This window comes from Mycobacterium sp. Root265 (assembly GCF_001428895.1).
GTDB lineage: Bacteria > Actinomycetota > Actinomycetes > Mycobacteriales > Mycobacteriaceae > Mycobacterium.
The window spans coordinates 338387-361047 of record NZ_LMJA01000012.1 but is presented as its reverse complement, the minus strand read 5'-3'; the positions used below and the strand labels follow the sequence as shown (position 1 = coordinate 361047).

The following is a 22661-nucleotide window of genomic DNA, read 5'->3' as shown; positions in this document are numbered from 1 at the left end:
GGCGTGCTCAGGGCGGGGGCGGAGGGCCATGTCGCGTTCACCGGTCCTCGGCGTGGCAGTAGCCGCGGCCGCCTTCTTTTTGACGTTTGCGCTCTGGCTGCAGCGCGGGTGGGGCGGGCCCTCGGTGGTGAGTGCAGTCGGCGACATCGGATCAGTCCTGGCGGGCTGCTTTGCCGTGTTCTGCGCGCTGGCGACGATGCGCCTCAGCGCCGGGCGCCGGCGCCGGGCCTGGTGCATGCTCGCCGCAGCGATCGGGTGCTGGGTGCTCGGGGACAGCGTGTGGGCGCTGTACTCCCTGGTTCTTCGCGCATCGCCCTTTCCGTCGCCGGCAGACATCGGCTATGTGCTGTTCTACCTGTGTGCGTGTGCGGCGTTGCTCTTGCTGTTCTCGGCGTCGGGCCGCTTGCTGATACGGGTCCTCTTCGACGGCCTGATGGTTGCGGGCTCGGTATTCATCATCTTCTGGTCCGCCGGCCTCGGCGAGGTATTCGACAGCAGTGACGGTCGATGGTTTGCCTTCACCATGTCGGTGGCCTATTTTATGGCGGACCTGCTGCTGATCACCGTGGCGGCCCTGATCCTGTTGACGGCCCCGACCGGGCAGCGCGCCGTGCTGGTGACCTTCACCCTGGGAATCGGCCTGCTCGCTGTCGCCGACGGGCTGTTCGCGGTGCTCGATGCGCGCGGGCAATACCGCAGCGGTGGCTACGTCGACATGGCCTGGGTCGCCGGATTGCTGCTGCTCGGTGTCGCCGCCACCGTGGGTGCGCGCGTGGACCACCACGCGACCGACACCGCGCTCATTCCGTCGCGGGTGGCGTTCTGGCTGCCGTATGTACCGGTGACCGGCGCGGTCGTCGTCGTGGTCGACAGTCGCGGCTCGGCCCCGCTGCTCCTCGCCTCCCTCCTCGTGGTCTTCGCCGTCGTGGGACGGCAGTTCGTCGTGGCCGACGAGAACAGCCGACTGTTGGCATCGTTGTCCGAGCAGGCGTCGCGGGATTCGTTGACCGGCCTGGCGAACCGGGAGATGTTCCGCGACCGGCTCACCCGCGCCCTGACCGCGCCACACCGTGATCGGCGCGGCGTCGCACTGCTGTCGGTCGACCTCGATGACTTCAAATCGGTCAATGACTCGCTGGGGCACATCGCCGGTGACGCACTGCTCATCGCCGTCGCCGAGAGGCTGCGCCGATGCGTGCCTGCCGACCAGGTGGTCGCACGTCTGGGCGGCGACGAGTTCGCGGTCCTGCTGATCGACAGCTCCGAATCGCCGCATCAGATTGCCCACCAGGTGTTCAGTAGCTTCGACAACCCGTTTCCGGTCGACGGGCACCACGTGCTGGCCCGCGCGAGCGTCGGTGTGACGACCACGGACGGCGGCGAATCATTCGAGGTCGACGCCCTCCTCAAACAGGCTGATATGGCGATGTATTCGGCCAAGCGCAACGGTGGCGGTGTGCGGCACTTCGCCGTGGAGATGCAACGCGTCGAACATGACTCGTTGTGGGAGAACAGGTTCATCCCCCGCGATGGTCGCACGGCGACCCTGCAGTTCGCCGACCAGCTGAGGCACGCCCTGGAACACGGTGAGCTGGGGGTGGTGTATCAACCGCAGTTCGCTGTCACCACCGGCGACATCATCGCCGTCGAAGCGCTGGTGCGCTGGCACCACCCGCAGCGCGGAATGCTGCGTCCCGACGAGTTTCTTCCCGTGGTGCGCCACAACGACCTGATGGGGGCGCTCACCGACCAGGTGCTGCAGACCGCGGTGCGCGACAGTGCCCGTTGGCGCACAGCCGGTTTCGACGTACCGTTCGCGATCAACCTGTTCCCGCCGTCGCTGGGTGATCCCCGGCTGCCCGAACATCTGGCTGAGATGCTCGACGGGGGAGGCCTCCGTGGGGACTGTTTGACCGTCGAGATCACCGAAGATGTCCTGCTGGCCCACGAACCCGCCGCACAGGAGGTGCTGTACCGGTTGCGCAACATGGGCATCCGGATCTCGATCGATGACTTCGGCAGTGGCTATGCGGGTCTGAACTACCTGCGGCAACTTGAGGTCGACGAGGTCAAGCTGGACCAGAACCTGATCACGCCGATGACCACCGATCCGCGTGCCGAGGCGATTGTCGGGGCGATGATCGGCCTGTCGCACACGCTCGGGCTCCGCTGTGTAGCCGAGGGGGTACAGGATTCCACGACAGTCCATCGGCTTGCCCAACTGCACTGCGACGCAATGCAGGGCTTCTACTGCGGGCCGCCCATGTCGGCGTCGCACATGCAGGACACCTTGAGCACCCGCAGCGCCTCGACAGCCCGCTCCGCTGCCGCGGTGGCCGATCTGCGGCGTCCGAGCTGAAACTAGAGCCGGCCGAGCAGTTCGGTCTTCTTGGCCGCGAACTCGCCAGCGGAGAGGATGCCCCGCTCGTGCAACTCGGCCAGCGCCTCGATCGCCCCGATGATCGCCGCGGTGTCACCGGCCGCCGGCGGCTGTGTTGCCTGCGCGGCCGCGGGCGGTTCGGCCGTGGGTTGGGCACCGAGTTCGGTCAGGCTCGACACGTCGAAGGCGCCGAGTTGGCTGGTGAAGGTCACGCTGCCGCGTCGGCCGCCCTGTTGCTGCTGCACTCCGCCGATCTGGTGGTCGCCGGTATCGAAGACCCGGGTGGCACCGTCGACGTGGATGGCCAACCGCCGGGTGGCGGGAAAAATCGCGTAACGCGCATCGTTCTGGCCGCCGGTCGCGCTCGGCACGCCGAGGTCGGCCGGCCACCAGCCACCGGAGCCGGTCGGGGCAGTGCGGCGCGCGGGGAAGACCGCCGTCGTGGCGAGCAGTTGGGCCAACTCGGCGCACAGCGCGTCGACTCGTGCCTTGAGCGCATTGTCGAACATGTTGCCGACCATGGTCATGCCGCCGCGCATCCACTGCCCGGACCCACCCAATTCGGGGATGTCGAATTGCGCCATCGTGCCGCCGCCGGCATGCAGCGCGTACAGCATGGCCCGCACCGCCTCGCGTGAAAGACCGTGCCGTGTCGCGATGTCGGCGAGCGCCCTGTCGGCTTCGGGACTGATCGGAGAGCTCATCGCTTCATTGTTCCACCGTGACCGCCCGGCGGGCCGTCCAGAAAACGCTCGCATTCCAGTTCAGTCAGCGGGTGCGCGCAAATGTCCTTAGGCTTGAACCGGTGTCATCGCGGACGCTCTGTGGCGCCGCCGTTTTCGATGCGTTCCATCGACGGCAGCGGGTACCGGCAAACGACTCTAGGAAACAACCATGAGCGAGCGATCGTCAGTCGGCTTCGAGGACGCGGGGTGGGATTTCGCGCCGTGGGAGCAGGAACCGCAGTTCTCCGCCGGCGAACTCAGCATCCTGCTGGACCCGCTGTTGTCGCCGGCCGAAGCCGCCGAGCGTGTCGGCTGCGCCAAACGTGATGTGATGAGGCTTCGGCGTACCGCCTGAGCCGGACACCCTGCACCGTCGGTCGAGTTCGCGACGACCACAGTGAAGAATCGGCGTCATGAACAAGGTCGTCGTCATCACCGGCGCGGGCAGCGGTATCGGTCGGGCCACAGCCCGGGTTCTGCTCGACGCCGGCCACCACGTGGTGCTGGCGGGGCGCCGGGCAGAGCAGCTCGCTGAATCCGCCCAGGGTCACCCGAACGCACTGGCAGTGCCCACCGACGTCGCCGACGCGGCGGCGGTGCGGGCGCTGTTCGAGCAGACGGTGTCGTCCTTCGGACGGGTGGACGTGCTGTTCAACAACGCGGGCGCCTTCGGCCCGGCCGCCTCGATCGCCGACATCGACGACGAGCAGTGGCACGCCACGTGGCGCACCAACGTCGACGGCGCCGTGTTCTGCGCGCGGGAAGCGACCCGCATCATGACCGCGCAACTGCCGCGCGGCGGCAGAATCATCAACAACGGCTCGCTGGCCGCACACCGCCCGCGCCCGAACACCCTGGCCTACGCGGTCACCAAGCACGCGATCAGCGGACTGACGGCATCGATGCTGCTGGACCTGCGCGACCTCGACATCGACGTCACCCAGATCGACATCGGCAATGCCGCCACCGATATGACCAGCGGATTCACCGCCGAACCGACGATCGACGTCACCCATGTGGCGACCACCATCGCGCACATCGTGGACCTGCCGGTGGACGTCTCGGTGCCCACGATCACCGTGATGGCGCGGGGCATGCGCTACGTCGGTCGCGGCTGACATGTCATTCGTCGTCAACTGCTCGATGCTGTTGACCGATCTGCCCGTGCTGCAGCGGCCGCGGGCGGCCCGCGACGCCGGGTTCGACGCGGTCGAGTTCTGGTGGCCCTTCGACGACGCGGTGCCCGGCGACGCCGAGGTCGACACGTTCGTGGCGGCGGTGGCCGACGCCGGAGTCCGGCTCACCGCACTCAACTTCGCCGGCGGCGACATGGCCGCGGGGGAGCGCGGGCTGTTGTCCGATCCCGGCCGGCGACAGGAGTTCCGCGACAACGTGGATGTCGCCTTCGGCATCGCGGACCGGCTGGGCACCCGCGCGTTCAACGCGCTCTACGGAAACCGCCTCGCCGGCATCGATGCCGCGGAGCAGGACGAGACGGCCACCGCGAACCTCGAACACGTCGGCGGGATGGCCGCGCGCCGCGGAGCGATCGTCCTCATCGAGCCGCTCAGCGGTGTCGACGACTATCCACTGCGCACAGCCGCGGACGTCCTCGCGGTGATCGACCGCGTCGAGGTCACCTCGCTGCGGCTGCTGGCTGATCTGTATCACCTGAGTGTCAACGGCGACGATATCGACGCTGTCATCGATGCCCAGGTGGACCGCATCGGGCACGTGCAGATCGCGGACGCACCCGGGCGTGGTGCCCCGGGTACCGGATCCCTTGACATCGACCGGTACCTGCGGCGGCTGGCCGGTGGCGGTTACCGAGGCGATGTCAGCCTGGAGTACCGCGCCGACGGGCCGGATCCTTTCGGATGGCTCCCGCGGTCTCGGCGCGGCGGCCCGTGGCACAACCCTCCGGAATAGCTCAGAGCCGGTGCCCTGTGGGGCCACCGGCTCTGGTCAGCGGAAACGGGATCAAAATCAGCGAACGGAGTCCTCGAACTCGTAGCGCTGCGCTACCGCGATCAGTTCTTCACGAACCGTGGAATCGGGCATTGCGTTGATCCGCGCGTAGAGGCGACGCCGATTGTTGGCGCGCTTCATGTTGTCGCGAAACTGCGCGAGGGACATTGTTCTCACTCCTTGTAAGTGCCCTGGGTCACAGGGACTTCGGTTGTATCTGGTGGGGCCAGATCGGGGATCACCCGTTCTGTGCAACGCCTCCATGGTCCGTGTTAATTCTGCGTAAAGCAATTTATTATCTGTGAGTTCCACGACAGCGCAGCCGCATTCGCGGCGGCAGGGGTGTCCGGCGTCACAACGTAGGTGCAATCGTGCTCCAGCCGCGTGTCGTCCATCGGACACCTCGTGTCCTATCGGCAGATATGTGACACTTTCGGCAGCCGGATCCGATGGAGGGATGATGAGTGCTCTGCTGCGTGCCGTGCGTCAACAGCGCGGTATGACGCTCGAGGAACTCGCCGCCGAGACCGAGCTGACCAAGAGTTACCTGTCGAAGATCGAACGCCAGCGTTCGACACCCTCGATTGCGGTGGCCATGCGACTGGCCCGCGCGCTCGACGTCGACGTCGCACAGCTCTTCGCCGAGGATCAGTCGGCGACGACCTTGTCGGTGGACCGCGCCGCGGAGCGCGATCTCAGTCGCTACCACGCCGTCGCAGCGTCCATGCTCGGCAAGGCGATGTCCCCGTTCGTCGTGCGTCCCACCCTCAAATTCTCCGAACACCCGCATCCCGCACACGCCGGTCAGGAACTGGTGTTCGTCCATGCCGGTGCGGTCGAATTGCGCCTCGGCGATGAATCGGTGGCCCTGGAGGCCGGCGATTGCGTGTACTTCGATTCCTCGATTCCGCATCAACTCCGCCAGCGGGGCGGTACCCGCAGCGAAGTGCTCGTGGTGATCCACACCGAATACACCCGCAACCGCTGAGGCGGTGCCCGACCGCCTTTCGCGCGCTTCCGGGTTGACCTCGCAGCATTGACTGTAGGACACAAAGTGTCCTACAGTCACCGCAGTGTCTCGACCACGCGGAAGGTGTGAGCAGATGACCACGACACTCGGAGATTCGAAACAAGTCCTGATGCAGCGGGCGCTGGACGGTTTGTCCGCGCACATCGAGGAATCCACCCTGACGACGCGACAGAAGCTGGCGCTCACCTGCCGGGCGCTGTTCGACGCCGGACACGACTCGGGACTGGCCGGCCAGATCACCGCACGGGCGGAAAAACCGGGCACCTACTACACCCAGCGCCTGGGTCTGGGTTTCGACGAGATCACCGAGGGCAACCTGCTTCTCGTCGACGAGGACCTCAACGTGCTGGACGGAACCGGAATGGCCAATCCCGCCAACAGGTTTCACTCCTGGATCTACCGCGCTCGCCCGGACGTGCAGTGCATCGTGCACACCCACCCATTTCACGTCGCCGCGCTGTCGATGCTGGAGGTGCCGCTGAAGGTATCCCAGATGGACATCGCCCCGTTGTACGACGACTGCGCGTTCCTCGCCGACTGGCCCGGCGTTCCGGTGGGCAACGAGGAGGGCGAGATCATCAGCGCCGCACTGGGTGACAAGAAGGCCATCCTGCTGGCCCACCACGGTCACGTGGTCGCCGGCGCCAGCGTCGAGGAAGCGTGCTCGTTGGCCGTGTTGATCGAGCGCGGCGCGGAACTGCAACTGGCGGCGATGGCGGCCGGCACCATCGCCGACCTGCCCCCGCGGCTTGCCCGCGAAGCACACGACTGGACGCTGAGCCCCAAACGCAGCGAAGCCAACTTCGCCTATTACGCGCGGCGCGCGTACCGCAACCACCCCGATGCGCTCTCGAACTGAACCCTGGAAGGACATGACCATGAGCACCAAAGACATTCACGGCATCCTCGCCTATCCCGTCACACCGTTCACCGACGACAACGACGTGGATACCGGCAAGCTCGCGGCCCTCGTCGAGCGACTGGTCACCGACGGTGCGCACGGCATCGTGCCGCTGGGCAGCACGGGGGAGTCGGCCTACCTCACCGAGGCGGAATTCGACGCCGTCATCGACACCACCATCGGGGTGGTTGCCGGCCGGGTCCCCGTCATCATCGGCGCCTCGGACCTGACCACCGCCAACACCATCCGCCGGGCGCAGTACGCCGAGCGGGCCGGTGCCGATGCGGTGATGGTGCTGCCCATCTCGTACTGGAAGCTGTCGGAGCGCGAGATCGTGCAGCACTACGGCGCCATCGGTGCCGCCATCGGCATCCCGATCATGGTGTACAACAACCCGGCCACCAGCGGCATCGACATGCGTCCGGAGCTGCTGGTGCAGATGTTCACCGAAGTCGACAACGTCACCATGGTCAAGGAATCCACCGGCGACCTGACCCGCATGCTGCGCATCGCCGAGCTCAGCGGCGGCCAGCTGCCCTTCTACAACGGCAGTAACCCCATGGTGCTCAAGGCATTCAACGCCGGAGCCAAGGGCTGGTGCACCGCGGCGTCCAACCTTCGTCCGCAGCCGTGCCTGGACCTCTACGCGGCCATCCGCGCCGGTGATCAGCCCCGCGCCGAAGCACTCTACGAGGATCTGCGCCCACTGCTGGAGTTCATCGTCGCCGGCGGACTCCCGACGACGGTCAAGGGTGGTCTCGAGGTGCTCGGACAGGGCGTCGGGGCGCCGCGCCCGCCGCTGCTGCCGCTCGACGAGGGTGGCCGTGACGAGCTGAAGCGGCTGCTCGTCATCCACTGACGGGCTACCCGGCGCGCAGGGTCAGCAGGGTGATCTCACTGGGTGCGAACACCCGGAACGGCGGACCCCAGAAACCGGTGCCGCGGCTGGTGTAGAGCTGGGTGCGCGGCCGGTGCGCACTCAGCCCCTGCACCACCGGTTGGTCCAGCCGGACCAGGAAGTTGAACGGCCAGATCTGGCCGCCGTGGGTGTGCCCGGAGATCTGCAGGTCCACCCCGGCGGCCACCGCCTGCGGAATCTGCTTGGGCTGATGTGCCAGCAGCAGTACCGGCAGCGCGGGATCGGCGCCCGACAGTGCGGTCGCCAGATCCTCGCCGTGGCCGTGTAATCCGGAGTCCTCGGCGGTGGCGTCGTCGACCCCGGCGATCACCAACCGGTCACCGCCGCGCTCGATCACGATGTGCCGGTTGTGCAGGGCCGACCAGCCGATGCTCTCCATGTAGTCGAGCCAGCCCTGAGCCTCGCTGAAGTACTCGTGGTTGCCGGTCACATACACCCGCGCCGATGCGGCCCGCACCGTCTCCAGCGGGCCGGCCTGGTTGCGGCGCACCTCGACGGTGCCGTCGGCGATATCGCCGACATGGCAGACGATGTCGGCATCGAGACCGTTGACTCGCTCCACCACATCCGCCGACCATCGGGCCCGATCGAGTGGTCCGTAGTGGGTGTCGGTGATCATGGCCACCCGCAGCCCGTCCAGGCCCCGGCCCAGCCGGGGGATGCGCACCTCGACCGGGCGGATCCGTGGCACCCGCATCGCCTCAAAATGGCCCCACGCCAGCAGCACCCCTGACACCACGATGGTCGCCACCGCGACCACCCGGGACCGCACCGGGTCTTCGACGCCGATGGCCAGCAGCACCAGTCGCAGCACATTGCCGAGTACCGACCACACGAACAGCACCCACATCGTCCCGAGCAGCGCATCGCCCAGCGCCGAGGGCAGATCGCGGTGCTTGCCGTGGCCGGTGAACAGCAGCGTGGGCAGCGCCACCAGGGCAACGACGAACAGCGCGGTTCCCGCGATCACCACGGGCAGCGGCCACCCGCCGGCGGCGACCACCGTCCACCACGGCACCCCGAACAGCAAGGCGAGCACCGCCGACACCACTGCGGTGCGGCGCCACCGAGCTCCGGCTCGCCGTGGTGGGTGTGCGGCTTCTTCTACTACTTCGGCCGGGTTGTCGGTCATTGCACCTCGATCGTGTACAGGGATCACTGCCAACGACGGTACCGGCGGTCCGCGTTGGGCTCCTGTTGTCACCGCGCCACCGGGGTGGGTTCCGGCCCGCCTCGTCAGCCGGCAAGAGTGGGAAGGTCTGTGGCGCAGCAGGACCCGGTCCGGATAACCCCAAAATTGATACTGGCACTCTCGGGCCCCGAGTGCTAAATTTCTGATTGCACAGTGATGAGCGGCCCGCCAGCAGGCGGGTTCCATGGACGACGAGGAGGTGGATTGCTGTGCTTCGTTTCGATCCGTTTGGTGATGCGTTGACTCGGGACGTGCTCGCGGGCCAGGTCGGCTCCGGCCGCGTGCCGCGATTCATGCCGATGGACCTGTACAAGGTCGACGATCATTACGTGCTGACGGCGGACCTGCCCGGTGTCGACCCCGGTTCGGTGGACGTCAGCGTCGACAACGGGACGATGACCTTGACGGCGCACCGCAGCGCGCGATCTGAAGACGCCGTCCAGTGGCTCTCGAATGAACGGTTCTCGGGCACCTATCGCCGCCAGTTGTCTCTCGGTGACGGCGTCGACTGCTCCCGCATCTCCGCCACGTACGAGAATGGTGTGCTCACGGTGAGCATCCCGCTCGCCGAACGCGCCAAACCGCGGCGCATCGACGTCGAGCACGCGGGCGCCGCCCGCACCATCGAGTCGTCCACGGTCGACTCGAGCTAACCGCATCGACAGGCGCACGGCTGCGGCCCTCGGCTGCAGCCGTGCACCGCGCACCGCTGTCAGCCCACGGCACACGAGTAATACACGACGATGTCGACATGTGAGGATCCAGAAGTCTCGCCGGTGGAATTGGCGCTTGCCGGCGGGATACCCCAGCGCGTCGGGTGGTACCGGTACTACTTCGACGATGAGCGTTGGGAGTGGTCACCCGATGTCGAATCCATTTACGGGTACGAGCCTGGAACCGTTTGTCTCACCACCGAATTGGTGCTCAGGCATCAACACCCCGAAGACCGTGAGATGGTCGCCGCCACCCTGCAGGAACTGCGTGGCACCCGTGGTGCTTTCAGCACACGGCACCGAATCATCACCACGCAGAACGACATCCGCGAAGTACTGGTCATCGGCCGGCGTCTGCACGACGGTGAAGGAGAGGTGCAGGGCGCCCAGGGTTTCTACATCGATGTCACCCCGGATGTCGAGGCCACCGATGCCGCGATCACCGAGGCGGTATCCGCGATCGCCGACAACCGCGCCGTCATCGAACAGGTGAAGGGCATTCTGCGACTGGTCTACCGCATCGATGCCGACGCGGCATTCGAGTTGCTCAGGTGGCGGTCTCAGGACACCAACGTCAAGCTACGCGCGCTGGCCGAACAATTGATGACCGACTTCGAACAACTGGTTCACGACGGCACGCTGCCGCCGCGATCGACGTTCGACCATCTACTGCTCACCGCGCACGAAAGGGTGCGCGGCGCGCAGGACGGCAGCGCGCGTTCAACGCTCGATTCGTGACCGCGCGACATCGGCCGCACCATTGCCGGTGATGAGCCACAGGGTCACCAGCCCGTCGACCAGCTGCTCGATCGACAGCCGGGCCCGTCCCTCGGTGAAAGCCAGAATGGCGTCGGCGGTCCCGCCCACGACGAACGCCGGCGCGATCTCGGCAAGCGGGTCCTTCTCGAGTTCGACACCGTGCACGACGCGCGCATGCCCGATGAGTACCTCGGTCAGGCCGCGCATCACCGCTTCGCGGTGCTGGTGCAGCGCAGGCGATATGGCCACCCCGCCGAGCAGCACCCGGGCCCGTCGCGGATCCTGCACCAGGGTTCGCACCAGTGCGTCCACTGCGGCCGTGGCCTGGCGTTCGAGCGATTCGCCCAGCACCGAGCTCACCGCGGTCATGGTGGCGATACTGACCTGGGCGGCGATGTCATCGACCGCCGCGGCGGCGACCGCGTCGAGGTCGGTGAAGCTCTCGTAGAAGTACCGCTTGTTCAGGCCTGCCGCGGCGCAGAGTTTGTCGACGGTCATGGTCCGCCAGGCATTGTCGGCGGCGGCATCCAGGGCGGCTTCGATCAACCGTTCCCGCCGCTCCCTGCGGCGGGTCTGGGCAGACTGGCCGCCGTAGCTGCGTTGCGGAGCCTCGGACACCTCGTCATCGTCCCATTGCACGTGGGGCACCCCCTTGACAGGTGTCGCCAGATTCTGGCACGGTTCGGTACCAGTATAAGTGGCACCAACTCGTACCAGAATTTGAGGGAGATCATGAACATGGCAACAGCGGCCCGCGTCACCGACGGTCCCGAGCGCACGGTCCGTGGTTCGGTGCTGACCGATCTGCGCGAACTGGCGGTCACCGCGCCCGGGCTGGCCCGGCGGCACGGGTGGGATTACGTGCGCGAACTCGGGGACCGCGGACGGCGCAACCAACTGCACTTCCTGTTCTCCCAGGGCGCGGCGCCGCACCGGCTCGACGGGGCGCTGGAAGGCCTGATCGTGGGCAACCTGTTCGGAATCCCCGAGGCCTATCTGGCCAACCCGCTGTTGAAGATCGAGCCGACCTGGCGCGGCAAGTCCTTCGACGCCGACACCGGTACGGGCTACAACCGGCTGGCGCTGGTCTCCCGGGCGGTGATGCCGGTCATCGCTCCGGGTTACCGCGGCCTGCGCCGCGTTGGCTCCGAGATGGTGGGCTTCGACTTCAAGCACAGCACCGAAACCGCCGCTGTGGCACCGTTCGTCACGGTGTGCGCACTCGATTACGGGGTCGAGGAGTACCGGAATCCCAGCGTGCGCACCTTCCCGATCAAGCGCACCCGCGACGAGATCGTCGAACTGCTGCCCGGGTTTTATCTGGGGCGCGCGCTGCTGACGATGCCCAGCGGGGAAGTCCGGCTGATCGCCTACTTCGCGCTGCGCGAGTTCAGCGACGAGAGCGCGGCGCACGCATGATCGAGCTCGACGGCGCGGTGGTCTGTGTCACCGGCGGCGCCCGGGGCATCGGCCGCGCCACCGCGGAAGCGCTCGCCCGGCGCGGAGCGCAGGTGCTCATCGGTGACCTCGACGCCGACGAGGCCGAACGTACCGCTGCTCAGATCGGCGTGCACGCCACTCATCTCGACGTCACCGACCCGGCCAGCGTCGCAGCATTCCGGGACGACGCAGAGCAGCTCGGTCCTCCCGCCATGCTGGTCAACAATGCCGGTATCCAGTACATGGGACCCTTCGCCGAGCAGCGACTGGACCTCTACCACCGGGAGGTGTCGGTCAATCTGCTCGGCGTCATCAACGGCATGCACACGTTCCTGCCCGCCATGCTGGCGCGCGATCACGGCCACATCGTCAACATCGCCTCGATGGCCGCGAAGGTCACCACGCCGGGCATGTCGGTCTACTGCGCCACCAAGTATGCCGTCGCCGCACTCTCCCGGGCGGTGCGGGCCGAGATCGCCTCATCCGCGGTGACTCTCACCACGGTGATGCCGACCGCGGTGCACACCGAACTGACCGCCGGTGTGTCGTTGGACCTGCTACCGACGCGTCAGCCCGAGCAGATCGCCGAGGTGATCGCCGACAGCGTCGGGCACCCGTGGCGTGAGGTCACCGTGCCACGCTGGCTCGCGCCGGCCGGGGCGGTCGAGGAACTGATGCCGGAGCCACTCATGCAGCGTCTCAAACACCTTGCCACCCTGCGGCGTCCGCCCGGAGACTTCGACACCGACGGCAGGCGCGAATACCTCGACCGGATCGGCCAGTGACCGGGGTCATCGCACCCGAGGCGGCCGCCGCGGCGAAGGTTCGCCTGCAGTACGCGGCGGCAGGGGTGACGTCCCGCTTCCCGAGCCGGGAACGGGCGCTGGCGCGGCCGCCGGACGGTTCCGGACTCCGTCCGGTGATGGGCAACTACGGATTTCCGGTCATCGGACACATCATGAGCTCACTGGTCGACCCACTGGAGTTCGCCCGCGCGCGCTACGACCGCTACGGACCGGTGTCCTGGGCCGGTGGCGTCGGCTTCCGCATCGTCACGCTGATGGGCCCGGAGGCTCTGGAAACAGTGTGGATCAACAAGGACAAGGCGTACTCGAGCACCAGGGGCTGGGCGCCGGTCATCGGGCCGTTCTTCCATCGCGGCATCATGTTGCTGGACTTCGACGAGCACCGGGATCACCGCCGCATCATGCAGCAGTCCTTCACGCGCACCGCGCTCGAGGGGTACCTGGCACTGATGCGACCCGGGATCGCGCGGACCGTCACGAATTGGGGCTCGGCGCAACGGTTCCCGTTCTACACCGCGGTCAAGGACCTGCTGCTCGAACAGGCCGCCGAGGTCTTTGTCGGTGCGGCCCTCGGCGCGGAGTCGGCCCAGCTCTCAGCCGACTTCCACGACACCGTTTGTGGCGGTCAGGCGATCATCCGGGCCGACGTACCGGGCGGGACATGGGCTCGCGGCCTGCGCGCCCGCGAACGGCTGGAGCGCTATTTCGGTGCGCAACTGCCCCGTCGCAGGTCCGGTGAGGGCACGGATCTGTTCTCGATGCTGTGCCGCAGCCGTAGCGAGGACGGCGAGAGTTTCTCCGACGCCGACATCGTCAATCACATGATCTTCCTGCTGATGGCCGCGCACGATACCAGCGCGATCGCGATCTCGATGCTGGTCTACGAACTCGGCCGAAATGTGTTGTGGCAGGACGCTCTTCGTGATGAGTCGCTGTCGTATGAGGGTGAACCGACCCTGGACGGGCTGCAGCAGTCTCCATTGCTGGATGCCGCCGTCAAGGAGATCCTGCGGATGTATGCACCTGCGGGAACCTTGTTCCGCCAGACCATCAAGGACACGGTGGTCGCCGGACATCACATCCCGCGAAAGAGCCAAGTGGCCATCAACGTCTATGCATCGATGCGGCTGGCTGATTGGTGGCCGGATCCGGACAGGTTTGACCCGAGCCGGTTCACCGACGGCGCCGACGCGGCTCCGGTGCACCGATACGCCTTTGCGCCGTTCGGGGGTGGGGTGCACAAGTGCATCGGGCAGCAGTTCGCCGACATGAGCGTCAAGGCGATCATGGTGCAGCTGTTGCGGCAGTTCGACTGGCGGGTGCGGTCGGGGTACCGGCCCCGTCTCAGCTGGGGAACGGGCCCGACGCCGGCCGACGGGTTGCCGATCATCTTGCGCCGGCGCGGACCTGCGAGCCGCTGAACGACAATCAGCGGGCCCCGCCCATTGCTGGACGGGGCCCGCTGATGCGAGAGATCTACTGGTCGGCTGCCTCGGCCGTCGCCTGACGGGCTTCGGCTGCGCTCGCCGCGGCGCGGGCGGCGTCGGCCTGGGCTTCCTTCTTCGCCACGTCACGCTGTGCGTCGGCCTTGTCCTGCTGGGCCCTACCCTCTTCGCGAAGGGAGTCGTTGTCGGTGACGATGCCGATGACTTCCTTGGCCTTGCCCTTGACGTCTTCGACCACACCACTCACGGCGTTCTCAGGACCGCTGTCAGCCATGTTGATTCCTTTCAGAGGGGAAGCACTGCTCGGCAAGGAATACCCCGCCCGGCAGCACAATCAACATCATGTGACCGGCGTCACCGGACATGCAGGTCACAGGCCTGGCAGGGACCTCGCGATGGCCTGCCAGTCGTCGTGGGCGCGCCCGCACACCGACCCGGTGAGGGTCAGCATCGTCACGCACCGCCGGCTGTGGTCGTACATCTCGATCGCGGCGGTCGGGCCGGCCGCACCGTGCAGTGAGGTCACCCAGCACTCGCCGACCTGCGCCGGATCCAGCGCATACCGGGCCGCACCGAAGATCACCGCCACGGCGGGACCCGACGTATCGGCCATTGCCGCCCGGCCGCGATGCAACTGCACGCACCCGCCGCCCGGCACCGCGACCGTGTACTCCACGTCCTGCTCGACCAGATACACCAGCAGATGCGGCAGCACCCTGGGGTCGACCTTGCGGGCCCCGGTGAACGGCAGCACCCGGTACCGCTCGGATGTCAGCGAATCGAGGTGGTCGATCTGGTCGGTGTCGTTCCAGTCCACACCCACCCAGTCCTCGGGCGTGAACGCCATCTGCGGACCGCGCGGCGCGAGCGAAAGACCCTTGACAACAATCGGATCCGACATCGGCGTGAGGTGGGACCGATGGGTGCCGAAGCTACCGGTGAGCGTCAGGGCCTGCGGCGTCAGATAGCCGGTCACGCCCGCGCCGAGGCGCACGCTGATCTGTTCGTGACCGCAGATCAGCGCCTCGCCGGGGTGTGCGGGTGTGGCGTATTCACCGGTATGACTCAGCAGTGCAGCATCATTGGCGGTGCAGGACACCACGGTGCCCAGGGCGGGCAGGGCCGCGCCGATCTCTCGGCTACCGGCGTTCAGCCGTCTCGCGGGGCAGGAGCTGCAGCGCTGTCCATCAGTACACATCGCGAACGTACCGCTTCTCCCGCTTCAGTGTGTTGACGTACTCGACGGCACCGTCGGCGTCCATCCCGCCGTGGGTGGCGACGACATCGTGCAGCGCCTTGTCGACATCCTTGGCCATCCGCGTCGCGTCGCCGCAGACGTAGAAGTGGCCGCCCTCTTCGAGCCAGCCGAACAGTTCCTTGCCGTGCTCGCGCATCCGGGTCTGCACGTAGACCTTCTCGGCCTGGTCCCGGGAGAACGCCAGCTCCAACCGATTCAGCAGTCCGGAGTCCTGCCACGCCGAGATCTCGTCGGCGTAGGCGAAGTCGTGCTCGCGGTGCTGATCGCCGAAGAACAGCCAGTTGCGTCCGCCGGCGCCACGCTGCTCGCGTTCCTGCAGGAACGCGCGGAACGGCGCCACCCCGGTGCCCGGGCCCACCATGACCATCGGAGCGTTGTCATCGGCCGGCACCCGGAACGATTTGTTGGGTTGCAGGAAGATCTTGGACGCCGTGCCGCGGTCGGCCAGGAACGTCGAGCAGACTCCGCCGCGCATCCGTCCGCTGTTGTGGTAGCGGACGCTGGCCACCGTCAGGTGGATCCGGTCCGGATGCGCCAGCGCGCTCGACGAGATCGAATATGCCCGGTGCTGAAGCGGTTTGAGCAAACCGATGAACTCCTCGAGGCTGAGATCGTCCCCGGCGATGCTCAGTACGTCGAGGATGTCCTTGCCGTAGAGCCAGCGCTCCAGGGTCTCCTTCACCCCGCCGCGCAGCACGTGGGACAGCTCGGGGTTCTCCGCGCGGCGTTCCACCTCGCCGAGCAGATCCTTGGACGGCGCGCTGATCTCGTACCGGTGGCCCAGCAGATCTCCGAGCGGCTCATCGCTGACGAGGGTGTCGGCAGACACCCGGAAATGACCGGCGATGGCGTCCACCAGCACCGGGTCGTTCTCCGGGATGACGGCCAGCGCGTCGCCGGCGACGTACTCGATCCCGCTGTCGGCCAGATCGAACTCGAAATGCCGGATTTCCTTGTCCGAGCCGGGCCCCGACAGCAGACGGTTGACGGCGACGTCCGCGACGAACGGGTTCTTGCGGGTCCACCCGGAACGGGCCACCGCGCTCGGCGGCGGCGTGCTGGGTGCGCCGCTGGCCCCGGAGCTGGGTACCAGCGCCGAGACGGCGGACTGGATCCATTCGGCGGCCTGGGCTTCGTAGTCGACATCGCAGTCGGCGCGGGCCGCCACCCGCGCGGCACCGAGTTGCTCGAGGCGGGTGTCGAAAAGCTTTCCGGCCTGACAGAACTCGTCATAGCTGGTGTCGCCGAGCGCCAGCACCCCGAAGGACACCCCTTCCAGGCGCGGGGCGGTCGACGCCGACAGGGCCTCCCAGAACAGTTCGGCGTTGTCGGGCATTTCGCCCTCGCCGTAGGTCGACGTCACGATCAGCACGTATTTGAGGCCGGCGAACTCGTCGAGTTCGATCTCGTCGAGTCCGCTGACCTTCACGTCGAAACCCTGTGCCTTGGCCGCGGCCGCCGCGTCGTTGGCGACACCCTCGGCGTTGCCGGTCTGGGTGCCGTACAGGATGCGCAGCGCGGGACGCGGGGCGGACTGATCACCCGGGATGGCCGGCGGTGGCGCGACGTTCATCGCCAGCCGGGAGTGCAGGCCGGCCAGGAAACCGGACAGCCAGGCGCGCTGGTCCTCGTTGAACGGGGCGTCTTGGGGAATGTAGGCGATCTTCATCGTGTTACGCGGTCTCCAGCGAGGTGAGGGACGCCACCACGTCCGGAACCGATTGCGCGGCAAACAGTTCCTCGAACGAGGGCAGCCGGCCGATCATGTCGACGTTCTTGGCGTTCTGGTACAGGATCCAGCCGTAGGTTCCCGGGCTGTCCATCGACAACACGTTTCGCTGGGCCAGCGCATCCTTGTAGTCGGTGATGCGTTTGTCGGCGATGAATACGGCCAGGTTCTCGTCGCTGAAATCGTCGATAGCTTCCCGGGCGAAGCGCTGCAGCTTCTGGATCAGGAAGAAGTCCTCGGTGAGCACCAGGTTGCGCACCATCTTGGCGACCCGCGGATCGGCGACGTCGGTGACGCCGGGCAGTCGCGTGAGCGCGAGGCGCTGTGCCATGTTCAGCACGGTGTAGGTGTTCAGCAGCGCGAACATGGCCTCGGTGTCGGTCTCACCGTAGCCGGGCACCGCGCCGCCGAGCACCGTCTCACCGTGGCGGTAAGAGCGTTTGAACTTGTGCACCTGGTAGCCGGCCAGCGCGGAGGCCAACTCGTCGAGCAGTTCCTTGCGGGTCTTGGCCGCCAGGATCGCCTCGGCATCCTGGTACTGCAGCAGTGCCCGCGGCATCGCGTAGCTGACCTGCAGCCGGGTGACCGCCCAATCCTGAAGCAGAGCAGCGGCTTTCGCCGATCCGGTCGCGTCGAGGTGCCACTGCAGCATGGTGCGCGCAGCCACCTCGTGGAACGGTGCCTCGCTGATCGGGGCCAGCAGCACCGAGTCGGCGCTGACCTTGGCGGCCAGTTCGGCGTCCGGGTCGTACTGGTAGAGGAAGCCGCCGCTCATCCCGTTGGCGACGCCCTTGCCGAAGCCGCCGATGTTGAACACCGCGCCGTTGGTCATGTACTCGCACAGGAACTCTCCGACACCCTCGACCACGGCGGTGGCCCCGGAGTTGCGTACCGCGAACCGGTCGCCGGCTTCACCTTCGACGAACAACCGGCCGCCGGAGGCCCCGAACAGCGCGAAGTTGCCGATCAGCACATTGCCGCCGGGGCGGGCCGACCCGCCGCCGGGGGAGCGCACCGCGATGGTGCCGCCGCACTGACTCTTGCCGACGCCGTCATTGCAGGTTCCGGTGTGCGTCATCGTCATGCCGTCGTTGCAGAACACCCCGTAGCTCTGGCCCGCCGATCCGGTGGTGGTGATCACCACGCTGTCGGGTGTCAGGTAGCGCCGGCCACGGACGTCGACCGCGACCGCGGTCCCACTGGCGCCCTGGTGGTTCAATTTGCGTTCGATGTCGACGGCCAGCTGTCCGCCGACGCTCTTGTTCTGGTTCGTCAACGCCACCGGTGTCATCTCGACACCGTCGAGATCCAGTTGGGCCAGGAACGCGTCGTCGACCGCGTAGTCCTTCTCCATGTAGATCGGATCCTCCGGCACGAAACCCCTGGCGACCTGCAGCATGGCGCGCAGGTCCAGCCTGCCGATGCTCGACGGGTGGTCGAGCAGATGCAGCAGATCGCTGCGGCCGCGGGCGGCTGCCAGCGACGGCATGCCGAGCGTGGCGAGGATCTCGCGCACCTCGTGGGAGATGTTCAGCAGATACTGCGCCAGCGCGCGCGGGTCACCGTCGAAGGCCTCGGGGTTGGTGGTCAACCCGGCCGGGCATTTGATGTTGCAGTTCTTGGCCATCACGCACTTGAGCATCATCAGTGCGGTGGTGCCGAACTCGAAGCTGTCCGCGCCGAGCAGCGCCGAGGTGATCACATCGCTGGCCGTCTGGTGTGCACCCGAGCAGCGCAGCACGACCTTCTGCCGGATTCCGTTGGCCACCAGGGCCTGATGCACCTCGGCGACGCCGATCTCGGCGGAACGCCCGGCGTACTTGAGGCTGGTGACGGCCGCAGCACCGGTACCGCCGGTGTTGCCGGCCACATTGATGACATCGGCACCGGCCTTGGCAACGCCGACGGCGATGGTGCCGATGCCTTCGCTGGAGACCAGCTTGACGACCACCCGGACCCGGGCGGCCTTGCAGTCGTGGATGAGTTGGGCGAGATCCTCGATGGAATAGGTGTCGTGGTGCGGCGGGGGAGAGACCAGTTCCACGCCGGGTGTCCCGCCGCGGGCGGCCGCGATCTGCACGGTGACCTTTGGGGCCGGGAGCTGGCCGCCCTCACCCGGTTTCGCGCCCTGGCCGATCTTGATCTCCAGTTCGCGCAGCATCGGGTCGGCCAGGTAGCCGGCCCACACCCCGAACCGGCCGGAGGCGAACTGCTTGATTCGGGAGCCGCGGATGGTGCCGTACCGGGTGATGTGCTCGCCGCCCTCACCGCAGTTGGACAGTCCGCCCACCATGTTGGTGCCGTGCGCAACAGCCTCGTGCGCCGAGGCCACCAGGGCGCCGTGGCTCATCGCACCCGATGTCAGCGTCGCCGCGATCTCGCTGGCGGGTTGCACCGCGGCCAGTGGCATCGAGTCCGGTGCGGTCTGCACCATCGTCAGGTAGTCGCGGGCGGCGCCCCGGGCGCGGATCCACAACCGGTCCACGATGATCTCGTGGTCGACGATATCGGCGCCGAAGCGGCGCAACAGTGATTCCGCGAGTGCCTCCAGCCGCTGCGCGCTGTGGCCCAGGCGCAGCGTGAACTCATCGCCGACCTGAACGCAGGTCAGGCCGCGGACCTGGAAGCTGTTGTTGCCGAACCTCGCGAACTGCCCCAGTTCGGAACGGAACTCGTCGGCGGTGTGTAGGAAGTTGACGTCTGCCGGCAGCGCCAGGACATCGCGCAGGGCGGCGGGGCGGCGGGCCCGCTCGGCGTTCATCGCGAACACGAAGTGCCGGTAGCCCGGGGTGATGTCGAAGCTGTTGATCGCCCGCGGCGTCATCTCCTCGAAGCTGTTGTGCTGGTAGGCCTCATCGTCGAGTCCGAAGGCGCCTTCGAGCTGGTGCAGGGGCAGCGACCGCAGAAACGCCGGGTCGGTCATGCCCGGGTTCTCCGGGCGCCCCTCGTCGCCGAAGGAGATGGCTTCCTCGGTCATGTCGACGAATCCGCGTACGGCGGTGGTGCCGTAGGAGTGCCCGGACCCCTCGGCGCGTTCCTTGAACAGGCCGAGCAGGGGCACGTCCTTCTCGCCGGTGACCGACAGCGCGTGGTTGTGCCATTCGGCGACAGCGGCTGCCAGCGTGTCGAATCCGACACCGCCGACCGGGGACACCACGTTCGGGAAGTAGCGGTGCAACACCGGGTCCCCGGTGCCCAGGTAGCTGGGTTCGAAGAATTCACCGCCGATGTAGCTCTCCACGGTGCACAGACCCACCCGGCCCATGGTCTTCATCAGTGACTTCTCGGCGGCCTTGGCGAACCGCTTGTAGGCGGCGGTCACCAATGTCTCATCGGGGCCGAACTTTTCCTCGGCCCGCATCTGGACCGCCAGCGGATACACCGCGGAGGCACCGAAACCGAGGACCGTGGCGATGTGATGCGAGGACGCCAGCTGGCCGCTCTCGGCGATCACCGAAACCCGCAGCCGCAGGCCTTGTTCGATGAGCCGCTGGTTGATGGCCGAGACGGCGATGATGACCGGTATCGGTGCCAGACCGCTTTCGATGTGCCGGTCGGAGATGACGGCGATGCCGCCGGACTCGCGGGCATAGGCCTCGATGTCATCGCACAGGGCGTCGATGGCGGCGACCAGTGCGTCGGCGTTGGCATGGCGATCGGTGAGGTCCACGCGGTAGCGCATCCCGAAGCGCCGCACCGGGGTGTGCTGTTGATCGCGGATGCTCAGCATGTCCAGGTGACCGAGGATCGGTGACGGGATCACGATCTGCGGGGCGGGTTGGGCGCCGCTGTTGGGCTTGGCGCCCAACGCGACCCGCAGTGTCATGCCGTCGGCCTCGCGGATGCTGTCCAGGGGTGGGTTGGTGACCTGGGCGAAACGCTGGGAGAAGTACCGGGCGATACCGCCCTCGTGGTTGGACAGCGCGTTGATGGCCGCGCCGTAGCCCATCGCGGAGATCTTCTCCTGCCCGGTGGTCAGCATCGGGTCCATCAGGAACTTGAAGTCTTCCTGGCTCATCGAGTAACAGACGTAGCGCTGGTGGCGGTTGAGGTCCCCGTTGTAGCGGGCGGGGGACAGCTGACTCTCCGGCGGCACGGCGGGCAGCGCCGCCAGATTTACCCGTGCGACGGCCAGCATGTCCTGGTAATCATGTTTGGCCGCAAGCATTTCCAGGGCCTCGGTGGTGCCGTAGGACCGCTGCTCACGGTGGTCGAAGTACAGCATGCCGCCTGCCTCGATGCGGCCCCGCTTGATCACCTGTCCGGGTGCGAAGTTGACCTGCCCGGCCTCGGACATGACGCCCAGATACTCGTCGGTCTCCACGGTGCGCAGCGGGCGCAGTCCGAGCCGGTCCAGCCGGGCGCCGATGTAGGTGCCGTCACCGAAGATCAGCGCCGCCGGGCCGTCGTTCTTCTCCTCGTAGAGGCTGAAGTACTCCAGCATGGCCCGCACCTGCGGTGAGAGCGTGGTGTCGTTCTCCCAGGCCGGCGGCATCATCGCGACCACCGCGGTGACCAGATCCAGATCGTCCTCCAGGACGCGGTTCTGCAGGGTCTGATCGAGTCGGCAGCTGTCGGACTGGCCGACCGGACGGATGATGGCCCGGTTGCGGGCCAGCGCGATGGCGTTGTCCGACAGCCGGTTCTTCTTGTCGGTGTTGAGTTCGCCGTTGTGCGCCATGAATCGGAAGGGTTGCGCCATCGTGGCGTTGGGCGCGGTGTTGGTGGAGAAGCGGGTGTGGAAGAACATCGAGTGGACTTCCATCCGCGGATCCGACAGATCGTCGAAGTAGGGGACCACCTCATTGGAGTTCAACCGGCCCTTGAGCACCTGGGTGCGGGCGCTCAGCGACAGCGGGTACAGGCCCGAGAGCTCCGCCCGGGTGTACGCGACGGCCTCGATGGCCATGAGCGCTTCGTGAATCACCTTGTCGGACAGTCGGTCGGCGGTGAAGATCCACTGCCTGATGGGGGACTGGTACTTGACGGCGGCGGGGCGGATGGCCGTGTTGTTGACCGGCACGTCGCGGGTGAGCAGGATGCGCAGACCGCGTGCGGTCAAAGCGTCCTCGATGACCCGTTCGGCCTCGGAGTGGAAGTCCGGGTCGTTGGGCAGGAAGAAGTTGCCGACGCCGAACTGTCCGAGGGCAAGGTCGGGCCGGCCGGTCACATCGGCGAAGAAGCGGACCGAGAGGTCGAGGTTGACGCCGGCGCCGTCACCGACGCCCTCGGAGGACATGCCGCCGCGGTGGGGCACGGCGCACAAAGCATCGTGCAGCATCTGGATCACGTCGTGGGTCTGGCGGCCGTCCTTGCGGGTCAGGAAGCCGACACCACAGCTGTTCTTTTCCAGATCCGGATCATGCAGCCCCATCACGCGGTACCTCCTCAACGCT

General features: G+C 67.1%; 20 protein-coding genes. 12 read left to right on the top strand and 8 right to left on the bottom strand.

The window, feature by feature from the left end:
* The first annotated feature begins 28 nt into the window (after positions 1 to 28).
* Positions 29 to 2359: a putative bifunctional diguanylate cyclase/phosphodiesterase gene (locus ASE48_RS13785; protein ID WP_082614164.1), complete on the top strand. Its 2331-nt coding sequence runs from the start codon at positions 29 to 31 to the stop codon at positions 2357 to 2359.
* Between the two features lie 2 nt (positions 2360 to 2361).
* Here the strand turns inward: ASE48_RS13785 and ASE48_RS13780 are convergent, their stop codons facing one another.
* The gene (locus tag ASE48_RS13780) at positions 2362 to 3084 is read right to left on the bottom strand and encodes an SHOCT domain-containing protein (RefSeq protein ID WP_057167653.1); all 723 of its coding nucleotides are present in this window, start codon (positions 3082 to 3084) and stop codon (positions 2362 to 2364) included.
* 190 nt (positions 3085 to 3274) lie between these two features.
* Here ASE48_RS13780 and ASE48_RS13775 point away from each other — a divergent pair, with 190 nt between their 5' ends.
* Genes ASE48_RS13775 through ASE48_RS13765 form a run of 3 tightly spaced genes read left to right on the top strand, consistent with a single transcriptional unit; the run spans position 3275 to position 5034 of the window.
* The gene (locus ASE48_RS13775; protein WP_057167652.1) at positions 3275 to 3460 is read left to right on the top strand and encodes a hypothetical protein; all 186 of its coding nucleotides are present in this window, start codon (positions 3275 to 3277) and stop codon (positions 3458 to 3460) included.
* 58 nt (positions 3461 to 3518) lie between these two features.
* Entirely contained in the window at positions 3519 to 4223 is a 705-nt protein-coding gene (locus ASE48_RS13770) for an SDR family oxidoreductase (RefSeq protein ID WP_057167651.1), read from the top strand.
* A 1-nt stretch (position 4224) separates the two neighbouring features.
* Complete coding sequence (locus ASE48_RS13765; protein WP_057167650.1) at positions 4225 to 5034, top strand: hydroxypyruvate isomerase family protein; 810 nt, start codon at positions 4225 to 4227, stop codon at positions 5032 to 5034.
* 57 nt (positions 5035 to 5091) lie between these two features.
* Here ASE48_RS13765 and ASE48_RS33120 read toward each other — a convergent pair whose 3' ends face one another.
* Positions 5092 to 5241: a hypothetical protein gene (locus tag ASE48_RS33120; protein WP_156409185.1), complete on the bottom strand. Its 150-nt coding sequence runs from the start codon at positions 5239 to 5241 to the stop codon at positions 5092 to 5094.
* A gap of 292 nt (positions 5242 to 5533) precedes the next feature.
* On the opposite strand from ASE48_RS33120, the gene ASE48_RS13760 reads away from it, so the two are divergent.
* From ASE48_RS13760 to ASE48_RS13750, 3 genes are all read left to right on the top strand, one after another.
* Entirely contained in the window at positions 5534 to 6061 is a 528-nt protein-coding gene (locus ASE48_RS13760) for a helix-turn-helix domain-containing protein (protein WP_057167761.1), read from the top strand.
* Positions 6062 to 6176: 115 nt separating this feature from the next.
* On the top strand, positions 6177 to 6962 hold the full coding sequence (locus ASE48_RS13755; RefSeq protein ID WP_057167649.1) for an aldolase: 786 nt from the start codon (positions 6177 to 6179) through the stop codon (positions 6960 to 6962).
* A 13-nt stretch (positions 6963 to 6975) separates the two neighbouring features.
* Positions 6976 to 7863, top strand: a complete 888-nt coding sequence (locus ASE48_RS13750) for a dihydrodipicolinate synthase family protein (protein WP_082614163.1) — start codon at positions 6976 to 6978, stop codon at positions 7861 to 7863.
* Positions 7864 to 7867: 4 nt separating this feature from the next.
* On the opposite strand, the gene ASE48_RS13745 is transcribed toward ASE48_RS13750, so the two are convergent.
* A complete protein-coding gene (locus ASE48_RS13745) occupies positions 7868 to 9055 on the bottom strand; it encodes a metallophosphoesterase (protein WP_057167648.1) in 1188 nt (395 codons plus the stop codon).
* A gap of 269 nt (positions 9056 to 9324) precedes the next feature.
* On the opposite strand from ASE48_RS13745, the gene ASE48_RS13740 reads away from it, so the two are divergent.
* Together ASE48_RS13740 and ASE48_RS13735 are read left to right on the top strand one after the other, a co-directional pair.
* Positions 9325 to 9768 carry an Hsp20/alpha crystallin family protein gene (locus tag ASE48_RS13740; protein ID WP_057167647.1) on the top strand — a complete coding sequence of 148 codons (444 nt, stop codon included), beginning with the start codon at positions 9325 to 9327 and terminating at the stop codon, positions 9766 to 9768.
* Between the two features lie 90 nt (positions 9769 to 9858).
* Entirely contained in the window at positions 9859 to 10566 is a 708-nt protein-coding gene (locus ASE48_RS13735; RefSeq protein ID WP_057167646.1) for a PAS and ANTAR domain-containing protein, read from the top strand.
* On the opposite strand, the gene ASE48_RS13730 is transcribed toward ASE48_RS13735, so the two are convergent.
* Complete coding sequence (locus ASE48_RS13730; protein ID WP_057167759.1) at positions 10549 to 11205, bottom strand: hypothetical protein; 657 nt, start codon at positions 11203 to 11205, stop codon at positions 10549 to 10551. The two genes, ASE48_RS13735 and ASE48_RS13730, sit on opposite strands and share 18 nt — an antisense overlap.
* 114 nt (positions 11206 to 11319) lie before the next feature.
* Between ASE48_RS13730 and ASE48_RS13725 the strand changes: the two genes are divergently transcribed.
* The 3 genes from ASE48_RS13725 to ASE48_RS13715 are packed head-to-tail and all read left to right on the top strand — an operon-like array spanning position 11320 to position 14254.
* A complete protein-coding gene (locus ASE48_RS13725) occupies positions 11320 to 12006 on the top strand; it encodes a hypothetical protein (RefSeq protein ID WP_156409184.1) in 687 nt (228 codons plus the stop codon).
* On the top strand, positions 12003 to 12812 hold the full coding sequence (locus ASE48_RS13720; protein ID WP_057167645.1) for an SDR family oxidoreductase: 810 nt from the start codon (positions 12003 to 12005) through the stop codon (positions 12810 to 12812). Before ASE48_RS13725 ends, ASE48_RS13720 begins: the two co-directional genes overlap by 4 nt.
* On the top strand, positions 12809 to 14254 hold the full coding sequence (locus ASE48_RS13715) for a cytochrome P450 (RefSeq protein WP_057167644.1): 1446 nt from the start codon (positions 12809 to 12811) through the stop codon (positions 14252 to 14254). The genes ASE48_RS13720 and ASE48_RS13715 overlap by 4 nt, the downstream gene beginning before the upstream one ends.
* A gap of 55 nt (positions 14255 to 14309) precedes the next feature.
* On the opposite strand, the gene mbp1 is transcribed toward ASE48_RS13715, so the two are convergent.
* From mbp1 to ASE48_RS13695, 4 genes are all read right to left on the bottom strand, one after another.
* A complete protein-coding gene (gene mbp1 / locus ASE48_RS13710) occupies positions 14310 to 14552 on the bottom strand; it encodes a microaggregate-binding protein 1 (protein WP_057167643.1) in 243 nt (80 codons plus the stop codon).
* Positions 14553 to 14648: 96 nt separating this feature from the next.
* Entirely contained in the window at positions 14649 to 15476 is an 828-nt protein-coding gene (locus ASE48_RS13705; protein ID WP_057167642.1) for a hypothetical protein, read from the bottom strand.
* Positions 15466 to 17205: a diflavin oxidoreductase gene (locus tag ASE48_RS13700; protein WP_057167641.1), complete on the bottom strand. Its 1740-nt coding sequence runs from the start codon at positions 17203 to 17205 to the stop codon at positions 15466 to 15468. The genes ASE48_RS13705 and ASE48_RS13700 overlap by 11 nt, the downstream gene beginning before the upstream one ends.
* Before the next feature lie 4 nt (positions 17206 to 17209).
* Positions 17210 to 22639 carry a glutamate synthase-related protein gene (locus tag ASE48_RS13695; RefSeq protein WP_082614162.1) on the bottom strand — a complete coding sequence of 1810 codons (5430 nt, stop codon included), beginning with the start codon at positions 22637 to 22639 and terminating at the stop codon, positions 17210 to 17212.
* Positions 22640 to 22661: the final 22 nt, after the last annotated feature.

Bases quoted from the DNA above. Each gene is read 5' to 3' on its own strand.
- ASE48_RS13785 (WP_082614164.1), top strand. From the start codon at position 29: ATGTCGCGTTCACCGGTCCTCGGCGTGGCAGTAGCCGCGGCCGCCTTC.
- ASE48_RS13780 (WP_057167653.1), bottom strand. From the start codon at position 3,084: ATGAGCTCTCCGATCAGTCCCGAAGCCGACAGGGCGCTCGCCGACATC.
- ASE48_RS13775 (WP_057167652.1), top strand. From the start codon at position 3,275: ATGAGCGAGCGATCGTCAGTCGGCTTCGAGGACGCGGGGTGGGATTTC.
- ASE48_RS13770 (WP_057167651.1), top strand. From the start codon at position 3,519: ATGAACAAGGTCGTCGTCATCACCGGCGCGGGCAGCGGTATCGGTCGG.
- ASE48_RS13765 (WP_057167650.1), top strand. From the start codon at position 4,225: ATGTCATTCGTCGTCAACTGCTCGATGCTGTTGACCGATCTGCCCGTG.
- ASE48_RS33120 (WP_156409185.1), bottom strand. From the start codon at position 5,241: ATGTCCCTCGCGCAGTTTCGCGACAACATGAAGCGCGCCAACAATCGG.
- ASE48_RS13760 (WP_057167761.1), top strand. From the start codon at position 5,534: ATGAGTGCTCTGCTGCGTGCCGTGCGTCAACAGCGCGGTATGACGCTC.
- ASE48_RS13755 (WP_057167649.1), top strand. From the start codon at position 6,177: ATGACCACGACACTCGGAGATTCGAAACAAGTCCTGATGCAGCGGGCG.
- ASE48_RS13750 (WP_082614163.1), top strand. From the start codon at position 6,976: ATGACCATGAGCACCAAAGACATTCACGGCATCCTCGCCTATCCCGTC.
- ASE48_RS13745 (WP_057167648.1), bottom strand. From the start codon at position 9,055: ATGACCGACAACCCGGCCGAAGTAGTAGAAGAAGCCGCACACCCACCA.
- ASE48_RS13735 (WP_057167646.1), top strand. From the start codon at position 9,859: ATGTCGACATGTGAGGATCCAGAAGTCTCGCCGGTGGAATTGGCGCTT.
- ASE48_RS13725 (WP_156409184.1), top strand. From the start codon at position 11,320: ATGAACATGGCAACAGCGGCCCGCGTCACCGACGGTCCCGAGCGCACG.
- ASE48_RS13720 (WP_057167645.1), top strand. From the start codon at position 12,003: ATGATCGAGCTCGACGGCGCGGTGGTCTGTGTCACCGGCGGCGCCCGG.
- mbp1 (WP_057167643.1), bottom strand. From the start codon at position 14,552: ATGGCTGACAGCGGTCCTGAGAACGCCGTGAGTGGTGTGGTCGAAGAC.
- ASE48_RS13705 (WP_057167642.1), bottom strand. From the start codon at position 15,476: ATGTGTACTGATGGACAGCGCTGCAGCTCCTGCCCCGCGAGACGGCTG.
- ASE48_RS13700 (WP_057167641.1), bottom strand. From the start codon at position 17,205: ATGAAGATCGCCTACATTCCCCAAGACGCCCCGTTCAACGAGGACCAG.
- ASE48_RS13695 (WP_082614162.1), bottom strand. From the start codon at position 22,639: ATGGGGCTGCATGATCCGGATCTGGAAAAGAACAGCTGTGGTGTCGGC.